This window comes from Sorangiineae bacterium MSr11367 (assembly GCA_037157805.1).
In the GTDB taxonomy this organism is placed as follows: domain Bacteria; phylum Myxococcota_A; class Polyangia; order Polyangiales; family Polyangiaceae; genus Pendulispora; species Pendulispora rubella.
Genome location: CP089983.1, coordinates 8,444,210 through 8,457,761, shown reverse-complemented (window position 1 = coordinate 8,457,761; position 13,552 = coordinate 8,444,210). Strand labels below are relative to the sequence as shown.

At 64.9% G+C, this 13,552-nt stretch carries 14 protein-coding genes; 11 read left to right on the top strand and 3 right to left on the bottom strand.

All coding sequences use genetic code 11. The features are described from left to right. Positions 1–21: 21 nt before the first annotated feature. On the top strand, positions 22–435 hold the full coding sequence (locus LVJ94_32680; protein ID WXB01661.1) for a hypothetical protein: 414 nt from the start codon (positions 22–24) through the stop codon (positions 433–435). A 20-nt stretch (positions 436–455) separates the two neighbouring features. Here the strand turns inward: LVJ94_32680 and LVJ94_32675 are convergent, their stop codons facing one another. Further along, on the bottom strand, positions 456–1,637 hold the full coding sequence (locus LVJ94_32675; GenBank protein WXB01660.1) for an aminotransferase class I/II-fold pyridoxal phosphate-dependent enzyme: 1,182 nt from the start codon (positions 1,635–1,637) through the stop codon (positions 456–458). 78 nt (positions 1,638–1,715) lie between these two features. On the opposite strand from LVJ94_32675, the gene LVJ94_32670 reads away from it, so the two are divergent. Continuing rightward, complete coding sequence (locus tag LVJ94_32670; GenBank protein WXB01659.1) at positions 1,716–3,032, top strand: MATE family efflux transporter; 1,317 nt, start codon at positions 1,716–1,718, stop codon at positions 3,030–3,032. A gap of 20 nt (positions 3,033–3,052) precedes the next feature. Beyond that, the gene (locus LVJ94_32665) at positions 3,053–5,224 is read left to right on the top strand and encodes a hypothetical protein (protein ID WXB01658.1); all 2,172 of its coding nucleotides are present in this window, start codon (positions 3,053–3,055) and stop codon (positions 5,222–5,224) included. An 11-nt stretch (positions 5,225–5,235) separates the two neighbouring features. On the opposite strand, the gene LVJ94_32660 is transcribed toward LVJ94_32665, so the two are convergent. Next, positions 5,236–5,538, bottom strand: a complete 303-nt coding sequence (locus tag LVJ94_32660; protein ID WXB01657.1) for a hypothetical protein — start codon at positions 5,536–5,538, stop codon at positions 5,236–5,238. Between the two features lie 148 nt (positions 5,539–5,686). Here LVJ94_32660 and LVJ94_32655 point away from each other — a divergent pair, with 148 nt between their 5' ends. From LVJ94_32655 to LVJ94_32630, 6 genes are all read left to right on the top strand, one after another. Then, positions 5,687–6,250 carry an SMI1/KNR4 family protein gene (locus tag LVJ94_32655; protein ID WXB01656.1) on the top strand — a complete coding sequence of 188 codons (564 nt, stop codon included), beginning with the start codon at positions 5,687–5,689 and terminating at the stop codon, positions 6,248–6,250. 303 nt (positions 6,251–6,553) lie between these two features. Then, positions 6,554–8,002: an extracellular solute-binding protein gene (locus LVJ94_32650; GenBank protein ID WXB01655.1), complete on the top strand. Its 1,449-nt coding sequence runs from the start codon at positions 6,554–6,556 to the stop codon at positions 8,000–8,002. Then, positions 7,999–8,871 (top strand): sugar ABC transporter permease, encoded by an 873-nt coding sequence (locus tag LVJ94_32645; protein ID WXB01654.1) that lies wholly within the window; start codon positions 7,999–8,001, stop codon positions 8,869–8,871. The genes LVJ94_32650 and LVJ94_32645 overlap by 4 nt, the downstream gene beginning before the upstream one ends. Beyond that, positions 8,868–9,698 (top strand): carbohydrate ABC transporter permease, encoded by an 831-nt coding sequence (locus LVJ94_32640; protein ID WXB01653.1) that lies wholly within the window; start codon positions 8,868–8,870, stop codon positions 9,696–9,698. Before LVJ94_32645 ends, LVJ94_32640 begins: the two co-directional genes overlap by 4 nt. Continuing rightward, the gene (locus LVJ94_32635) at positions 9,695–10,723 is read left to right on the top strand and encodes an NAD(P)-dependent alcohol dehydrogenase (GenBank protein ID WXB01652.1); all 1,029 of its coding nucleotides are present in this window, start codon (positions 9,695–9,697) and stop codon (positions 10,721–10,723) included. The genes LVJ94_32640 and LVJ94_32635 overlap by 4 nt, the downstream gene beginning before the upstream one ends. Then, complete coding sequence (locus tag LVJ94_32630; protein ID WXB01651.1) at positions 10,720–11,508, top strand: DeoR/GlpR family DNA-binding transcription regulator; 789 nt, start codon at positions 10,720–10,722, stop codon at positions 11,506–11,508. Before LVJ94_32635 ends, LVJ94_32630 begins: the two co-directional genes overlap by 4 nt. Before the next feature lies 1 nt (position 11,509). Here LVJ94_32630 and LVJ94_32625 read toward each other — a convergent pair whose 3' ends face one another. After that, positions 11,510–12,073 carry a hypothetical protein gene (locus LVJ94_32625; protein ID WXB01650.1) on the bottom strand — a complete coding sequence of 188 codons (564 nt, stop codon included), beginning with the start codon at positions 12,071–12,073 and terminating at the stop codon, positions 11,510–11,512. Between the two features lie 60 nt (positions 12,074–12,133). Here LVJ94_32625 and LVJ94_32620 point away from each other — a divergent pair, with 60 nt between their 5' ends. Together LVJ94_32620 and LVJ94_32615 are read left to right on the top strand one after the other, a co-directional pair. Next, positions 12,134–12,796, top strand: a complete 663-nt coding sequence (locus LVJ94_32620) for a cadmium resistance transporter (protein WXB01649.1) — start codon at positions 12,134–12,136, stop codon at positions 12,794–12,796. Between the two features lie 79 nt (positions 12,797–12,875). Beyond that, complete coding sequence (locus LVJ94_32615; GenBank protein ID WXB01648.1) at positions 12,876–13,448, top strand: type I-E CRISPR-associated protein Cse2/CasB; 573 nt, start codon at positions 12,876–12,878, stop codon at positions 13,446–13,448. Positions 13,449–13,552 lie beyond the last annotated feature (104 nt).

Below are 13,552 nucleotides of genomic sequence, written 5' to 3'. Positions count from 1 at the left end.
GGCTCGATCGTCATGCTGGGCATGATGCTCTACCGACTTGCCCTATCGATTCATGTCGTCACCGCGATCCTGGGCCTCGGCCGCGTGGTGGCCATCGCCGTGATCGCGTCCCGTGACGAGCCCGCGGGTGCGGGCACCTGGAACACGCTCCAGCAGCTGGTGAAAGGCCTGACCTGGAGCTTGCCCATCATGCTGCTCTCGGGTGCGCTCCTCGAGTATGCATCCGGGGGTGCCTACCACGGCGCCTGGTGGTTTCGGCTGTCGGTCCTCGCGCTGTTCGTGCTCGGTGCCCTGAGCGGTGCGATGCGGCGCGCGCTTCGGAAGCGTGAATCCACCGGGGATGAGCGCACCCTCGGTCTCGTCGCTCGCCACGCGCGGATCATGTGCGCCGTGACGGCGGCGGCGGCCGTCTTGATGGAGGTGAAACCGTGGTGACGGGTTCACCCATGCCGTACTCACCGCGGGCCGAGGGTGCTCACGAACGTCTCGAGGCGTGCCAGGCCCTCGCGAAGTTCGTCCATCGATGCGGCGTAGGAGAGCCGGACGTGCGTATCGGCCGTGTGATGCCCGAAGTCTTTGCCGGGCGTGAGGGCGACGTGGGCATCCCGTAGTACCCGCTCGCAGAATTCCCACGACGTCAGTCCGGTGCGGCGTACGTCGAAGTAGACGTAGAATGCACCGTCGGGCACCGCGGGAACGGGCAATCCAAGGCGCTCGAGGCCATCGAGGACGAAGCGGCGTCGCTGAAGGAGCTCGATCCGCCGCGTTTCACACACGGCGAGCGATTCAGGGGTGAAGCACTCCAAGGCGGCCAGCTGTGCGGGCGAAGATGCGCACAGGAAGTAGTTCATCGCGAGGCGCTCCATGGCCGATACGAGCCCCTCCGGCACGATGCACCAGCCGAGACGCCACCCCGTCATTCCGAAGTACTTGGAAAAGCTGTTGATGACGATCGCGTCGGGGTCGATCGCCAGCGCGCTCCGCGGCGGCCTTCCCCGCTCGTCGTGATCGCTGAGGTTCAAGTAGATCTCGTCGACGACGCGCCATTTGCCGCGTTCTCGGGCAAAGTTGCAGATGGCCGCCAGTTCGCGGTGCGGAATCGAGGTGCCCGTCGGATTGGAAGGACTGGCAATCAAGACGGAGCGGGTGCGTTCCGTCCAGTGCGCTTGCACGGACGTCGCGTCGAGCTGGAAACGGGTCTCGGCGCTCGCCGGCACGAGGCGGGCATGCGCACCGAAGCTTTCCACGAGCTGCCGGTTGCAGGGATAGCAGGGGTCGGCCATCATCACCTCGTCGCCCGGATCGGTGGTGGCGGCGGTCACCAGCAGCAACGCGGCGGAGGCCCCCGACGTGACGACGACCCGCGCGGGATCGACCTCGACGTCGTGCTGTTCGCGGTAGAACTGGGCGATGGCCTGCCGGAGCGCGGGCAGTCCGAGCGCGGCGGTGTAGGGCAAGGGGCGCCCGTCCATGATCTCCCGCATCGCTTCCAACACGACGGGCGGGGCGCCGAAGTCGGGCTCGCCGATGCTGAGCTTGACGACCCGGTGTCCCTGGCGCTCCAGGGCGGCCGCCTGCTCGCCGAAGACCAACGCATAAAAGGGCGCCGCGTTCGCGGCACGGTACGAAAGATTCATGAGAGGACGAAGCATACCGTACGTTCCCCGAGCTCGACGACCCTTCGAGAGAGCCATGCACTAGGATGCCCGCTGCTCATGCACCTCGTGCCCACGCTCCGCCACCCCCACGATCGCGAAATCATCCGCCTCGCGGTGCCCGCGTTTGGGGCGCTGGTGGCCGAGCCACTCTTTCTGCTTGCCGATTCGGCCATCGTGGGGCACCTCGGCACGGTGCAGCAGGCCGGGTTGGGCATTGCTGGGCAGGCGCTGACGACCATCGTCGGGATTTGCATCTTTCTCGCGTACGGCACCACCTCGTCGGTCGCGCGCCAAGTGGGGGCGGGAAACACGGTGCAGGCCCTTCGGCAAGGCGTCGACGGTGTATGGCTCGCGCTCGCGATCGGTGCCGCGCTCGTCGTCGTCGGCTGGCCGGTATCGCCGGCGATCGTGAATGCCTTTGGAGCCTCGCCTGCCGTGGCTCCGTATGCAGAAATTTACTTGCGCACGAGCCTCTTCGGCGTCCCGGGCATGTTGGTGATGCTGGCCGGCACCGGTGTGCTGCGCGGCCTTCAGGACACGCGAACGCCGCTCTTCGTGTCCATTGGCTGCTTCGCGCTGAACCTCCTCTTGAACGTGGTGTTCGTCTTGATCCTGGGCTGGGGCATCGCCGGCTCTGCGTGGGGCACGGCCATCGCGCAAACCGTGGGCGCGGCCATTTACGCGGCCGTCGTGGTGCGGGGCGCCCGCGCACACGGCGCCTCGTTGCGGCCGGATCTGGCCGGGTTGCGCGCCAGTGCGACGGCGGGGGCTGCGCTCATCGTGCGCACGATCTCGCTCCAGCTCGTGCTGGTGGTGGCCACCGCGGTTTCGGCGCATCTCGGCAACGCCGAAGCGGCCGCGTACACGGTGGGATCGCGCATCTGGATGTTCCTCGCCTTTGCGCTCGACGCCATTGCCATTGCAGCGCAAGCCATCACCGGGCGCTACCTCGGTGCCACCGACGTGGCCGGAACGCGCGCCGCCACGCGCCGCATGGTCGAGTGGGGCGTGGCCTGCGGCATCGTTTTCGGGCTCGTGGTGCTGCTGATTCGCGGGCTCCTTCCGGAGCTTTTTACGCACGATCCGCGTGTGAGCGAGCTGCTCGTCGCGTCGCTCGTGGCCATTGCATGCATGCAGCCCATCGCCGGCGCCGTTTTCGTCCTCGACGGCGTCCTCATTGGCGCCGGCGACCAACGCTATTTGGCATTGGCACAGACCCTCGCGATGGTGGCATTTCTCCCCGCCGCCTGGTTCATGGGGAGCCTCACGGCGCTCTGGGGCGCGATCTCCCTTTGGATGACCGTCCGCCTGCTGACATTGGGGCTTCGCGCCCGCGGTAGCGCATGGCTCGTCACGGGCGCAAGACGCGAATAGCGCCACGCGTAAGACGCCAAGTGCGCCAATCGACGCGCGAGCTCGGATGGGGTCGAGATGGGCTGAACAAGTCGGGTAACCTCGCCGTCCAAGCGATGATGATCCCCCTTCCTAGCGTCGGACCGCGCCGTCGTCTGCTCTTTGCTTGCCTCGCGTCCGCCGGGGCGCTCTCCTTCGCGCTGGGCGCGTGCGGAGCGGATTCCGCGAACCCGGGTGGAGACGGCCCCGGTGCCGACGCGGGGCCTGACGGCCCATCGGGCTCACCCGACGGCTCGCTCACCGATGGCGCCAAACCGCCGGGCCCGTGGACGACGCGCGGCATCTGCTCCAAGGACGCATGGTGCTGGGACCATCCTAGCCCCCAAGGCAACCTGTTGAAGGACGTGTGGGCCGCCGCCTCGAACGACGTCTGGGCCGTGGGGGACGCGGGGACGATCCTTCATTTCGACGGGACGAACTGGTCACCGGTCCCCTCGGGAACGAAGGCCGATTTTCAATCGATTCACGGCAAGAGCTCGAACGATGTCTGGGCCGTCGCCAGCGACGGGGCCATCGCGCATTACGACGGCAGCGCGTGGAAAGTGACGACCACCCTCGAGGATACCATCCTCGGCGAGGCGCTTGCCCTGGGCCCGGCGGACGTCTGGGTGGCGGGGCAGACCTTCAGTGGCGCTCCGTACGGGCGCAAAGGCGTACTCGCCCACTTCGATGGAACCTCGTGGACCAAGGTGAATACCGGTATTTCGCAAGAATACTATTACGGAATCACCGCCATGTGGGGGACGAGCTCGAACGACGTCTATTTCGTGAGCGGCGACGTCTACCATTGGAACGGAACCCGCGCCGAGAGGCAGCTTCTCCCGCAGCGCGGCAATGTCGCCCATAGTTACCGTAAGATATGGGGTACCGCCTCGAACGACGTTTGGGTCGTCGGCGCCAATCGCGATTATGGGCTTATTTGGCACTACGACGGCACCGCCTGGTCCATCGTCTTGGCCGACAACCGGAACATGCTGGGGCCGCGAACCGTCTGGGGCACGAGCCGCACCGACGTATGGGTGGCCGGCTATTTGGCCTCCGACCGCTATGGCACGCTCCACTGGGACGGCGCCGCATGGACTCCTCCGGCAGCCGAAGCCACCATTCCCGCGAGCGCAACCCCAAGCGACGGCTGGTCCATCGGTGCGAACGACGCATGGCTGGTCGGCGAACCGGGCGCGCCCTGGCATTGGAACGGTACGAAGTGGGAAAACGACCCGGGTTTCGACTTGGGGGTTCGTGGCTTTTGGGGCGCGAGCCCGGACAACGTATGGGGCGTTGGCCACCTGGGCAACGACACGATTTACTGCTCCGGAGCGCAGGTCCTGCATGGGACGGCCGCCGGCACCTGGACCCCGAAGCCGGCCGCCGACGTGAATGGTCTCTGGCGCATTTGGGGGGCCGGACCAAACGACATTTGGGCCGTGGCATCGCCGAAACCCCGAGGCCCCGCGCTTTATCGCTACGACGGCCAGAACTGGGCCGCCATGGCCAACACGGCCGTCACCGACGTATACCTCCACGATGTGTGGGGCGCAGCCGGCAACGACGTTTGGATTGCGGGCGAATACCGATTGAGCCACTGGAACGGTACGGAGTTCAAGAACTTCGCGACCCACTTCAACCACTACGCACGCGACATCTTTCACACCGTGTGGGGCCTATCGTCCAACGACGCTTGGACCTACGGCGGATTGCAATGTTACTACGATCCGGGCGGCCCGCCCTGCACGACGGACCAAGACATCCGTCATTGGGACGGCACGAAGTGGAATCCTCTTTCCAACTCCACCATCGCGGTCCAGTCCTTCGGCGGCACCGCGTCGAACGACATCTTCGCCGTCGGCGTCGTCCCCGAGAAACCAAATGCCCCCATCGCCAACAAGCCGCGCATCGAGCATTGGGACGGCCGCGCATGGACCGCGATGCGCCTCCCCGAGGGCACCAAAGGACCTCTCTACGCCGTATGGGCCGGCAGCCCGAAGGACGTCTACGCCGTCGGCGAGGGTGGCACCATTCTCTCTTATGACGGCGCGCAATGGTCACTCCTCGAGAGCGGAACCACACTCGCGTTGTATTCCGTCTGGGGCACGGATGCGAACCACATCCTCGTCGGCGGCAAGAGCAGCACCATTCTGCGCCGCGACCGATAAGGGGAGAGCCGTCACCGCACGACCACCTCGCCCGAAGGACGCACCAGGCGCGCCATGTATCGAATGCGAGCGACGACCGCCGCGGCGCCAACCACGGCGCCTCCCCTGGCGAGCATGGTCGTAGGAACGTAGTCGAGCTGCGCGCTCAACACGACGAGCTTCAAATCGGGCGCACCGTCGACGGCGGGGGCGAAGAATCGACCAGGTCCGCTTTTGAAGCCGTTCGCGAGGGATGTCCGCCATCCCTCGACGGGAACGGCCGTGATGCCGCTCTGCCCATGATACGGAACGGCCCGCGCAAATCTTCCCCTCATGTCGCGTCTGTCGCGTCTGTTGCGGCGCCCAACGGCACCTATGGCGACAGCTCCAACCTCCTGGGTACCCTCGAGGCCGAATGGGATGTGGGGAATGGCCGCAACCGAGCATTGACAGTGCGATTTCGAGCCGGACAGGATCGCGCTCATGTCACTCGAGCGCGAGCTGGTGAAAGAACTGCGTTATCGTGTCGCCGTCGAAAGTGCGGAGCGCGCGCGCCGGTGGGAAGTGGCCATTCCCGGGGTCGCGCTCCAGAGCACGATTGACGCGGCCGAGAGAGACTTGGGGTTCTCCATCCATCCCGACCTCGTCGAGCTCTACACCAAGGTGGCCAACGGAGGCTTCGGCCCCGAATATTACCTCCTCGGGATCGGTGAGAACGGTCACCCTTCCGATCAAAAACGTACCGCCGAAGACGAGTACCATCAATTTCGTAACCCGGACTCCGAGTCGCCGTCCTGGTTCTGGCCGGGACGCGTGCTCCCGATTCATCACTGGGGCTGCGCGATTTATACGTGCATCGATTGTGACTCCGAAGAGGGCGTGCTGTACCGATTCGATCCCAACGCAGTCGATGACGATTGGAGCATTGCCTGGCTCGTCGAAGGGCGAACCCTCGACCAATGGTTGCGAGCATGGCTCGACGACGAGGATCTGTTCGAGTGCGATCAGCCCTTCTGGACCGAGGCACGAAATCGCGCCGTGCGTTAGTCAACGATGGCGCTTGCGCCGCGATTCGTCAGTGCACGCGAAGCCAATCCTTGAGCTCCTCCGCCATCGGAGAAATGAGGACTCGTTTCGCGTGTATGGCGGGCAGTCGTCGCTGCATTCCTTCTCGGCCATGCACGGTGCCGTCGTTGCATCGCCGCGTCCTCAAGATCCGTTCTCACATGGTGTGATGTTGACGCGCTGCGATGTCAGATTAAGGGGATTTAAGCCTTGTCGTTCCGACATCGCGGGCGTAGATCACGTTATATCACGTGATTATCGTGTGAGAACTTGAAGGAGGATGCGATGGACGGCTCCACCCCTGTCTCGCGCCGCTCGCTGTTGCATGGCATGGGCGCTCTCGGTGCATTGGCTTACTTGCCGGGCTGCAAAGGCGGATCGAAGGAAAGCGTCGGTGCGGCGACCGAATCGGTGGGGGATGGGTGGGCCCGGTACAAAGGGACCACCATCAACTTCATCTCCGAGAATACGCCGCCGTCGGCGGCCATTGCGGCGAACCTGAAGCCGTTCGAGGAATTGACCGGCATCAAAGTCAATATCTCGCAAATGGAGCTCACCAAGCTCGTCGAAAAGGTGTCGCTCGATTTCTCCAGCGGGCAAGCGGGATTCCATGTCATCTACGCCGACCCGTACCAAGTGCTCGCGCCCTTTTCGGAGGGGTTGGTCGACCTGACGAAGTTTCTCGACAAAAAAGACTTCCCGGCGCTCGAAAATGGCCTTTCCGACTTCATCTCCACGCAGCTCGATGCGGGCGGGCGCTTTCTCGATCGGCAGAAGTTGTACGCGCTGCCGTACGACACGCCCACCATGATTTGGCATTATCGGGCCGATCTCTTCGAGAAGCACAAAGACAAAATGGCGCACGATCTCGGGTTCGACCCGACGCCGTCCATTCAGCTCACGTGGGAGCAGTATTATGCCATTGCGCGCTGGTTCGACAAGAATGCCAAATCCGAAATACCGTACGGTACCGGGCACCAGGCCAAGCAGCACGATGCACTGATGTGCGACTTCTCCAACGTGCTCTGGGCCTACGGCGGTGACTATTTCCAGGCCGGGCCCGAGCTCGGATTGGTCGGCACGAAGAAGCCGGGCAAATCGACCCTTTCGGGCAACGAAGCCATTGCCGCGGCCGAGTTTTACAACAAGCTTCTCAAGCTCGCGCACCCCGGCTCGCGCACGTGGGATTGGGACGGTGTGGCCAGCGCGTTTCAGGCCGGACAGCTGGCCATGTGCCCCAATTGGCACGAGTTTGCCGCGTCCAATGAAAAGGCGCTTCCCGGCAAGGTCGGGTATGCACCGCTCCCGCGCGGGCCGAAGCGCTCGGCGAACATCTGGGGCGGCACCGGCGTGGGCATCAATGCCAACGCTTCGGACAAGGAGCAGGCGGCCGCGTGGCTCTTCATCAACTGGGCCACGTCGCCGGCCACGCAGTTCATGACCTTGGCCAGCGAGAAAGGCGGCGGCACGCCGACCCGCCGCTCGGTGTATGCGCGGCCGGACGTGGAAGCGGCCAAAAAGCGCCCGTCGCAATTGCCCAACATCCTCGCCGCCGAGGCGGTGAACGAAGCGTGGAAGCCTGAAAATATCGGCCTGCGCCCCAAAGTGGCCACGTGGAACCAGCTCGATACCATTCTCTTCACCCAGGTGTCGCGCATGCTCGCCGGCGAGATCAAACCCGATGAAGCGATGCGGTCCTCGGCCGAGAAATTCGACGTGGTGAACAAGGTATGAAGCGCGCCGGCCCGAGCTTCGAAATGCGCATGATGTTGCCCGCGCTGCTCGTGCTCGCGTCGCTGTCGTTGATTCCATTCGTCACCTTGATTGTCATGAGTTTCAGCCACGTGAAGCTCATGGGCGGCATTCGTTTCGAGAACGCTGCGCTGGAGAATTGGCACCGTCTCATCGAGGACGCGGACGTCCGCTCGTCGTGGGTGACGAGCCTCGTGTACTTCGCGCTCACCCTCGGCGTCGAAATGGCCTCGGGCATCGTCTTCGCCTTGGTCCTGCACCGCGTGGGTCGAGGGCGCAATTTGCTCTTGGCCCTGGCCATCGTGCCCATGTTCATGGCACCCATCGTCGTGGGGCTCCTGGGCCGATTCCTCACCGATTCGACCCTGGGGCTCTACGCCTGGGCGCTGCGCATCCTGGGCTTCGAGGGCGATCTCCTCGCAGGAAAGACGTCGGCGCTTCTCACCGTGATTGGCATGGACGTCTGGGAGTGGACGCCGCTCGTGGCGCTGGTCACCTTCGCCGGCCTCTCCGCCGTACCGGCCCCGTTGGTCGAGGCGGCCGCGGTGGACGGTGCGGGCTATTTTCAGACCCTGCGCTACATCGTCTTTCCGCAGATTCGCCGGGTGCTTCTGGTCGCGCTGTTGGTGCGCGCCATGGATGCCATTCGCTTCTTCGACATCATCACCATCACCACCAACGGCGGCCCGGCGGACGCGACGAAAATCATCCCCGTCCGACTTTACGAAACGGCTTTTCGGTTTCGCGAGCTCGGCTACGCGTCGGTCATCGGCATTTTGATGCTCGCGTTCTCCATCTTGATGGCCAATGCCTTCGTGCGCGTTCTCGGCGAGAAAGGGCTCACCCGATGAGGCGCTCCAACTCCGCGGCGCTCCTCGTCGGCCTTCTGGCACTGCTCGTGCTGGTATGGACGCTCGCGCCCGTGGCCTGGATGGTCGTCTCGTCGTTCAAGCCCACGCCGGCCATCAAAACGGCATCGCCCACCTGGCTCTTCGAGCCCACGCTGGAGCACTACCGCGATTTGATCGGCGCAGGAAACGACGTGCGGCCCTTCGCTCGGAATAGCCTGCTCGCCGCGGGGCTTTCGACGGCGCTCGCCGTGGGCCTGGGGGCGCTCGGTGGGTATGGCCTGGCGCATTGGCACCACAAGAGCAAAAAGCATTTGGCCTTTTGGATCATCTCGACCCGCATGGCGCCGATTGCCGCGGTCATTCTGCCGCTGTTCATTCTGTTTCGGCAATTGGGGTTGATCGACTCCATTGCCGGTTTGACCTTGGCGTACCTCTCCTTCAATTTGCCATTCGCCATTTGGCTCATGAGCGCCTTTTTCGCGGACGTCCCACCGTCGCTCGAGGAGGCGGCCCGCGTCGACGGGTGCAGTCGATGGCAGGCTTTTTGGTACGTCGTTTTGCCGACCACCACGCCGGGGCTCGTCACCACCGGCGTGCTTTGTCTCGTCTTCTCGTGGAACGATTACGCGTTTGCGTCCAGCTTCTCGGGACCCGGTTCGCAGACGCTGCCGATGGCCGCGGGAAGACTCATCACACAAGGCGGGGTCGATTGGGGCCAACTCACCGCCCTGGGCACCATCATCGTGCTGCCCATGATTTTCGCGGGCCTCGCCGTTCGCCGGTGGCTCGTCACCGGCCTCACCATGGGAGCTGTGACAGGAGAATGAGCGAGAACCAACGCCTGGCCGTCTTGCACGGCATCCGAGACATCCGCATCGAAGAGCGCCTCGTGCCCGATCCGGGACCGCGGCAGGTGCTCGTCAAGGTCGCGGCCGTCGGGGTCTGCGGCTCCGACGTGCACTATTACGAACATGGCCGCATTGCCGATTTCGTCGTCCGCAAGCCGCTGGTCCTGGGGCACGAGGCCTCGGGCACCATCGTGGCCGTCGGCGAGCAGGTGCGCGCACTCACCGTCGGGCAGCGCGTCGCCCTGGAGCCGGGGGTGCCCTGCGGCACCTGCCGCGAATGCCGGCTCGGGCGCTACAACCTTTGCCCCGACGTGCAATTCTTCGCCACGCCGCCGGTCGACGGCGCCTTTGCCGAATACGTGGTCATCGACGAGGCCTTCGCGCACCCCATCCCCGCGTCGCTCTCCGACGAAGCCGCGGCGCTCGTCGAGCCGCTCTCCGTGGCCGTGTGGGCCGCAGGCAAAGCGCGCATCGAGCCCGGCACCTCGGTGCTGGTCACCGGCGCAGGCCCCATCGGTTTGCTCTGCGTGCAGGTGGCCCGCGCCCGCGCCGCCTCGCGCATCGTGGTGACCGACGTGAGCGACCACCGCCTCGCGGCCGCGAAACGCATGGGCGCCCACGACGTGGTCAACGTGCGCGAGCGCCCGCTCTCGACCCGCGACATCGAGGCCAACGTGCTTCTGGAGTGCTCGGGCAACCAAGCCGCCGTCGAATCGGCGCTTCGCTGCATGATGCCGGGCGGCACCGTCGTCTTGGTCGGCATGGGCGACGTCGCCCTGAGCATCGACGCCTTTCAGGCCAAGGAGCTCTGGGTCACCGGCACCTTCCGCTACGCGCACGCGTACCCGGCCTCCATTGCGCTGGCCGGCTCCGGCTCGGTCCAACTCGAGGGCCTCGTCACAGGCCATTTCGGCCTCGACGAAGTCACCGGCGCACTCGAAGCATTTCGCAACGATCCGACGTCGCTCAAGGCTATCGTGCACCCGAACAGCCGCGCCCCGTGAATCGACGCTATTTTACCGCCGCCCAAATGGAACGCCACACCCGCTTGCTCGAGCTCCTCGAGCAACGCGGGGAGGTCAGCATCGACGATCTCGCGCAGGTCTTCGGCGTCAGTGCCATGACCATCCACCGCGATCTGGATTTGCTCGAGGAGCGCGGGCGCCTGCAAAAGGTCCGTGGTGGCGCCATCCGACCGGGGGAGGAGAGTCCCGTTGCCCTGGACCACGAGCAAACGTGGCAGTCGCGCCTGACCACGGCGCGATCCGCGAAGCTCGCCATTGCGCGCGCCGCGGCTGCCGAAGTTCGCGACGGCATGACCGTCTTCATGGACGACAGCACCTCCTGCGTTCCCCTCGTCCCCCACATCGCCAAGCGCAGCGGCATCACCGTGGTGACCAATGCCCTATCCCTCGTGCCGCTTCTCACCCGCGAAGGCCTGGCCGTCGTGATGATCGGTGGCACGCACCGCCCCGAGTTCGACGCCAACGTGGGACTCTTGGCCCACGATGCCATTGGCCGCATGCGGTTCGACGTCTCCTTCATGTCGACCCCCGCCGTGCACGATGGCGCGTGCTACCACCCGGACCAAGATTCGGTCCTCGTCAAACGCGCCGCCCTGGCCGTCGGCCGCGTGAAGATTCTCCTCGCGGACCATTCCAAATTTGCGCACATTGCCCCGTATCAATTCGCAAAATTGGCAGATTTTACGCGCCTCTTCACGGACAGCGCCACGTCGCACGAGGCGTATGTTCCCTATTTGAGCGCGGAGCAGTGGACCGCGGTTTGAATCATCCTTTTTCGCGCGCCCAACCGGCGCCGTCGATGCACGTGAACCGATCCACGTGCGCCGCAGCCAGCGACGCCGAGCGCGCGTAGCGCAGAGGGACCGTCACCACGGCTTTGGCTCCAGGGGCAATGTTTCGATCGCCCTCGAACGAGACGTAGTGCTCACCCGCGCGGTTCATCTCGGACGGGCGGCCCCACGCATCGAAGCCGTAGGCCACGCCGGCCACCGAGGAAACGGTGCACGCCCCACGGTTCTCGATCGTCAAATGCAGCATGCGACCCTCGTCGTCATCGCTGCCGATGGACCCGACCGTGACCACGACGGGGGCCGCCTCGCTCAAGCCCCGGACCGAAAGCCGTGTGCGCGTGAGCGGCATCGCCCCGAGCACCTTCTCGCCCACCGCCGGCGTCGGGTCGGCCTGATCGCGCGCCGAGCGATCGTATTGCGCGGGGGTGATGCTCGCGTAGGCTCGTTCCCATTCGCGGGCCAGGCTCGAACGACCGACGAAATAGCCAATGGCTCCTCCGAGCCCCAACCCGATACATCCGATGAGAACGCTACGCATGCTGACGTGAAGCATTGTACGTTCGACGCGCGACGAAGTGTCGTCGCTCGAGCATCGCGGATGTCAGAACTCCTCACCTTGGTCGGCCTCGGTCTCGCGCTCTTCGTGTCGACGAACCTCGACGACATCTTCATCTTGCTCGGATTCTTCGCCGATCGCCGCTACCAGCGGTGGCAGATTGTCCTCGGGCAATACCTCGGTATGGGCGCGTTGGTGGCCCTCAGCCTGGGGGGCGCATTCGCCGCCGTAGCGATCCCGGCCAAGTACATCGGACTGCTGGGTGCGTTTCCCTTTCTGATCGGCGTCAAGAACCTGGTCTCGGCGTTCCGTGGCGAGCCCGCGCAAAAGGAGCCTTCGGCGGCGCCGTCCGTGTCCTCGGTCGCATCCGTCGCGCTGGTCACGCTCGCAAACGGTGGAGACAACATCGCGGCCTACGTGCCGGTATTTGCCACGCGAAAGGCGCACGAGCTCGCGGTGATTCTCGTCTGCTTCGCCGTGATGACCGGCGTGTGGTGCGCGGCAGGATCCTTCCTCGTGAATCATCGAACCCTTGGCGCACCCATTCGCCGTTATGGGCAGATACTCCTTCCGTGGGTCCTGATGGCCCTGGGCATCTCCATTTTCGCCTCGTCGAGAAGCGCAGCCGGTCTGCGCCCGAGCGTGGACAGCGACGCTCCGAACCAAACGGTCACCGCGCCGATTGGAAATCCTACCGAAGGTTAAATGTTCATTCAGGCCGCGTTGAAAGTGGCATTCGACGAGCGCGCCGGCGTAGCATCGACGCGCTTCGAAGGGGGAGCCCATGACACGACCCAACATGCAGGCCGCGCGCACCGCGTACGAGGCACTTTACGAGGGCACGCGAATCGAAACGACCATCCGCCATGCCGCGAGTTCCCTCGAACTCGTGCCGGCCCTTCATGCCATCACGCTGCCGCATCAGGAGATCGCACGGGCCGCAGGTGTCGCGGCCGAGGATCTCGCTGCGTGGTGGCGGCTCGGGATTGTGCTCCTCTTGTATCCCTACGCACGTCATCGCGTCGATGGTGGCTTCAACTTTGGTCGGCACGTCCATCGGCACGCGCCCCGCGCCGAGCGCTATTTCGATGTGCTTCTGACGCAAAAGGTCCCCGAGCGCGGCATGTTCGTCCGGGCCCTGCGCACCATTTTGATCCGAACGCGCCGGCAACATGCGCCGGTGGATTGGACCCTTCTCGGCGAGGACATCCTCTGGTGGAACTCGGAGACGAGCACCGCATGGAGGCAAGGCTGGAAGGGTGGCGATGGCGACGAAGAATCCCCCGCAAGCGGCGTTCGACCCGCGGCGGGAATCGTCCAGGACGAGCTGGCGCCCCGACGCGCTAGCGTCTCGTAAAAAATCGTCAGCGGCTGCTGCGCTCGCTCGGGAACTCGACCGGTTGCACGAGCGGAGGGATGAACGGCGCACGAATGCGCCAGGGGACCACACGTCCCCTTGAG